Raw genomic sequence first — 4,076 nt, 5'->3', positions numbered from 1 at the left:
TCTCTTCTTGGCGGGGGGCCGCGCCCCCGGCGCCGGGGGCCCCGCTCCTCGGGGTCTGCGGTTTCTATTTGACGCCGCACCTACTCGTGCCCGACGCGGGGGCGCCCTTGGGGCTGCCCGCCCCCGCCGCCGCGCCGGGGTCGGCCGCCCCGGCCGCCGAGCGCACCAGCAAGGCGGAGAGCCGGCGGGTCGACGCCGTGCCCACGCCCAAGCTCGGCTGGTACAAGTGTTACGACATCGCCGAGTGTGCGACCGCTCAGCTGCCGCTCGACTACGACCAGCCCAAGGGTCCCACCACCGAGATCGCCGTGCTGCGGATCAAGGCCAAGGACCAGAAGCACAAGATCGGCAGCCTGTTCCTCAACCCCGGCGGTCCGGGCGGATCGGCGACCGACTTCGTGCAGTTCGCGCCGTACTTCCTCAGCGACTCGCTGCTCCAGCGCTTCGACATCGTGGGCGTCGACCCCCGCGGCATCGGGGCCAGCGCGAACCTCCGCTGCTTCAAGTCGGTCAAGGACCAGACCGCGGTCCTCGATCTGCTCAACGTGCCGTTCCCGGTCACGAAGACCGAGGAGCAGCGGTACGTGCAGGGTTCGAAGCGGCTGGGCAAGGCCTGCTCCACCACCGGCCGGCCGCTGTCCGGCGCGATGTCCACCGCCGAGGTGGCCCGCGACATGGACGTCATGCGCCGCGCGGTGGGTGACCGCAAGCTCAACTACCTGGGCTTCAGCTACGGCAGTGCCCTCGGCCAGTACTACGCGAACATGTTCCCGGACCGGTTCCGCGCGCTGACCGTGGACGGCGTGCTCAACCCGACCGCCTGGGTCGGCAACACCCGGCAGATCCTCGACGAGCGGCTGCGCTCGTCCGACGGCGCGTACCGGGCCCTGATCGAGATCTTGAAGCGTTGCGACCGGGCCGGTGAGAAGTTCTGCGTCTTCGCCGGCGGTGACCCGGTCAAGAACTTCGAGACCATCGCCCGGCAACTGCGCGCGAAGCCGCTGGAACTGCCGGACGGCGACGGCGGCACGGTCACCGTCACGTACGCGGTCTTCGTCAGCGCCATCCTGGGCTCGCTCTACGGGACCGACGCCGGCCAGGTGGTCACCGAGATCGCCGCCGAGGTCTGGGCGGCGCTGAACGCGGGTTCGACCGCCGCGCTGACCGAACGGGCCCGGGCGGCGAAGGCGACCAAGCGGGGGTACGACTTCCCGTACCAGAACGGCTTCGAGGCGAGCAGCGCCGTCATCTGCACCGACGGCCGGCACCCGGCGAACGCCGAGCTCTGGCCGGCCGCCACCGCCCGCCGCGACCAGCAGGCGCCGTACTTCGGCCGCGCCTGGGGCTGGATCGACAGCCAGTGCGCCCACAAGACGTGGACGGTCCAGGACGAGGACGCCTACCGCGGGCCGTTCACCAAGCGGACCGCCGCCCCGGTGCTGGTCGTCGGCAACTTCTGGGACCCGGCGACGAACTACCAGGGAGCCGTCTCGTCGAGCCGGCTGCTGCCGAACTCGCGGCTGCTGTCGAGCAACAACTGGGGGCACACCGCGTACGGCTCGGGCGTGTGCGCCACCACCGCGATCGACAACTATCTGCTGACCGGAACGCCGCCCGCCAAGGGCACGGTCTGCACGGACTCGGTGCAGCCGTTCACCGAGCCGCTGCCGCCGCCGGGCGAGGCCACCACCCTGTCCACGCCGACCGGCAAGCAGCGCCCGCCGGTCGCCACGCTGATCCCGGAGTCGCCGCTGACGCCGGCGAAGTGACCGCCCGTGGGCGGGGTGGCTCCGGCTGCCCTGCCCACGCGGACGGTTTGGGATTCCCCCGGCGGTGGCCGGATCATGGGGCCGTGATCGAATCCGGCACCTTCTCGTTGACCACCCCGCCGTTGTTCGCCGCGCTGGCTCCGGCCCGCAATGTCCTGATCGCCGGGGCCGGCGGCGGGTTCGACGTGTACGCCGGCCTGCCCCTGGCCCTGGCCCTGTGGCGCAGCGGCGTCCAGGTGCACCTGGCCAACCTGTCCTTCTCCGAGCTCGTCCTGCTCGACCGGGACAGCTGGGCGGCGGAGAACGTCGCCGTGGTGACGCCCGGCTCGGCCAGCACGGACTGGTACTTCCCCGAGCGCACGCTGGCCCGGTGGCTGGCGGATCAGGACCTGCCCTCGACGGTGTACGCGTTCCCGCCGCTCGGGGTCGAACGCCTGCGGGACGGCTACCGGCACCTGATCGACCAGCTGGACATCGACGCGGTGGTGCTGGTCGACGGTGGCACCGACATCCTGTTGCGCGGCGACGAGAGCAACCTCGGCACACCGGTGGAGGACATCACCAGCCTCGCCGCGGTGGCCGGCCTGGACGTGGCCGTGAAGCTGGTGACCTGTCTCGGTTTCGGGATCGACGCCCACGACGGCGTCAACCATGTCGAGGTGCTGGAGAACCTCGCCGCCCTCGACCGGGACGGCGGTTATCTCGGGGCCCTGTCCATCCCCGGCGCGAGCCGCGAGGCCGAGCTGTACCGCGACGCCGTCGCCCATGCCCAGGCCGCCACGCCCGAGCGGCCGACGATCGTCCACGGCCAGATCGCCGCGGCCACCCGGGGCGACTTCGGCGACGTCCAGTTCACCCGGCGCACCAGCGGCAGCACCCTGTTCGTCAATCCGCTGATGGCCATGTACTTCACCGTCGACCTCGACAAGCTTGCTGCCCGGTGCCTCTACCTCGACCGCCTCGAGAACACCTGGGGGCGGCGTCAGGTGACCGGCCGGATCGAGAAGTTCCGGGCCGAGATCTCGCCCCGCATCCCGCGCGTGTATCCGCACTGACCACCGTGGTCAGTGCCGCCCGACGAGGTCGCCCACCTCCGTACGCGACGAGACGCCCAGCTTGCGCAGGATGTTCGACACGTGCACGGCGGCGGTCTTCGGTGAGATGTAGAGGCGCCGGGCCAGCTCCGTGTTGGTCAGCCCGTCACTGATCAGCACGGCCACCTCGCGCTCGCGGGGCGTCAGCGCGGCCGGCCCGGTCACTGCCGGTGGCGCGTCGACCGGGGCCATGCCGAGCCGGGCGCGTACCCGGGCGAGCTGATCCACCCGCCAGCCCCGCCACCCGGCCAGCAGGGATGCGGCCGCCTCGGCCTGCGCGGTGGCCTCCTCGCGCCGGTCCTCCGCGAGGAGGCAGCGGGCGGCGCCGACGCGGACGGTGCCACGGTTGGCCGGCCCCAGGATGTGCGCCTCGGTGATGGACAGATAGCCGGTGAGCGCCTCGGCGTGCCGGCCGCGTGCCTCGGCGAGCTGGGCGTCGACCAGGGTGCGATAGGCGTCCCACACGTCCTCGTCGAGCAGCGCGGCGGCCATCCGGTCGAGCTGGTGCGGCGGCAGGCCGATCTCCAGGGCGGCGGAGATCAGGTCGTGGGCCTGCTCACCGCTGTGCCAGTTCTCCTCGACCATGGTGGTGACGAGCTCGTCGAGGGCCGCCTCGGCGCGGGGCAGGTCGGCGCGGCGGCAGGCGAGGTTGAACGCGAGGCCGGGGATCGTCGTCGGCGGGTTGTCGGTCAGCGCCGCCAGGTCGGTGATGAGCTCCTCGACCCGGTCCAGCTCGCCGGCCTCCAGGTAGAGCCCGGCCAGGAAGACCCCGTGGTAGTCGGCCCAGCGGCCCCGGCGCCGGTAGCCGCGGTCCTGCGCGGCTCCGCACTCCTGCGCCGCGATCGCGGCGTCCAGATCGCCGGCCCGGATCGCCAGCCGGGCCCGGCCCTGGAAGTTCGTGGCCACGGCGAGCGACTCGAAGCCGGCCCGCTCGGCGTCGAGCCGCATCCGTTCCAGGGTCTCGGCGTGCTCGGCCGGTGAGGTGGGCGGCTCGCCGTGCACCAGGTTGTTGAGGGCGCGGGCGGCCAGCACCCACTCGCCGGCCTTCTCGGCCTCGTCGACGAGGCCGGACAGGATCTCCCGGCCCTCGGCGGCGGTCTGCGGGCGCTCGGTGAGGGTCGAGCCCTTCTCCAGCAGCGCGGCCAGGCGCACGGCCGGCAGGTCGAACTCGTCGGCCAGGGCCAGGGCGCTGTCCGACCAGTGCAGCGCGGCG

The 4,076-nt window shown here is 72.6% G+C and carries 3 protein-coding genes; 2 read left to right on the top strand and 1 reads right to left on the bottom strand.

What is annotated here, in order from left to right; all coding sequences use genetic code 11:
• The first annotated feature begins 86 nt into the window (after nt 1-86).
• Together AB0C29_RS36920 and AB0C29_RS36915 are read left to right on the top strand one after the other, a co-directional pair.
• Nucleotides 87-1,769, top strand: coding sequence for an alpha/beta hydrolase (locus tag AB0C29_RS36920; RefSeq protein ID WP_360830505.1), 1,683 nt, complete (start codon nt 87-89; stop codon nt 1,767-1,769).
• A gap of 83 nt (nt 1,770-1,852) precedes the next feature.
• Nucleotides 1,853-2,824: a DUF1152 domain-containing protein gene (locus AB0C29_RS36915; RefSeq protein ID WP_360830502.1), complete on the top strand. Its 972-nt coding sequence runs from the start codon at nt 1,853-1,855 to the stop codon at nt 2,822-2,824.
• A 9-nt stretch (nt 2,825-2,833) separates the two neighbouring features.
• On the opposite strand, the gene AB0C29_RS36910 is transcribed toward AB0C29_RS36915, so the two are convergent.
• On the bottom strand, nt 2,834-4,076 hold a 1,243-nt coding region (locus AB0C29_RS36910), incomplete at its 5' end, for a response regulator transcription factor (RefSeq protein WP_360830500.1).

It is taken from the genome of Actinoplanes sp. NPDC048791 (genome assembly GCF_040650095.1).
Classification (GTDB): Bacteria; Actinomycetota; Actinomycetes; order Mycobacteriales; family Micromonosporaceae; genus Actinoplanes.
Note: the sequence above shows the minus strand (reverse complement) of the source record. Positions and strands in the feature narration are given on the sequence as shown.